This is a genomic window from Faecalibacterium sp. An192 (assembly GCF_002160175.1).
GTDB lineage: Bacteria > Bacillota > Clostridia > Oscillospirales > Ruminococcaceae > Faecalibacterium.
The window spans coordinates 1-722 of the sequence record NZ_NFKB01000148.1; the positions used below are offsets into that span (position 1 = coordinate 1).

Sequence of the window (722 nt, forward strand, 5' to 3'; positions counted from 1 at the left end):
AAGCTACAATGCTGTTGTCGTACAGATCCCGGATCATGGACAGGTACAGCACACCTTGTTTGGTTTGAATATAGGAGATATCGGTCACCCATTTGCGGTTTGGCGCTTCAGCGTGAAAATTCCGATTGAGAAGATTCTGGTATTTGTGCAGCTGCTGCCCCATCTGCTGCCAACGTCTGCGGCGGCGAATTTCAGACAGCAAGCCGTATTTTTTCATAACACGCAGGATCGTTTTAGGGTTATGGCAGATTGCTTCACTGTTTTTCAGCCACTGCCACATTCTGCGGTAGCCATAGGTATAAAAACATTTGTCCTGCTGATTTCGGATTTTCTCTGCCAATGCGGCGTCTTTCTCGGGCCGGTTCAAATTCTTTACAAAGCTGTAATAGCCGCTTCTGGACACCGAAAAGAATCTGCACATGACAAGTACAGAATACTCTTCCCTGTGACGGTAAATGACAGCATATTTTGCCCTGGCTCTCACTTCCTTTCTGTGGATTGCAGAAAATCCCGCAGCAACTCATTCTCCATCTTTAACCGCCGAATCTCATAGGCCTGCTCGGCGATTATATCTCCAGGTTCACCACCTTTTCTTGGACGTCCTTTTGGTTTTGGAAAAATTCCTGCTTCCAGTTTGGTCTGTTTGCGGTTATATCGATTGATCCAATTCTTGATTTGCACCTTGCTTAATCCCAATTGATTCGCGATCTCTTGCCGGGTCG

Annotated in this window: 2 protein-coding genes; both read right to left on the reverse strand. The window is 46.4% G+C overall.

The annotated features are described in order from the left end of the window. A partial coding sequence (locus tag B5F27_RS16350) for an IS3 family transposase (RefSeq protein WP_206423027.1) occupies positions 1-340 on the reverse strand: 340 nt, incomplete at its 3' end. A gap of 140 nt (positions 341-480) precedes the next feature. Continuing rightward, on the reverse strand, positions 481-722 hold a 242-nt coding region (locus B5F27_RS16355), incomplete at its 5' end, for an imidazolonepropionase (RefSeq protein ID WP_242962227.1).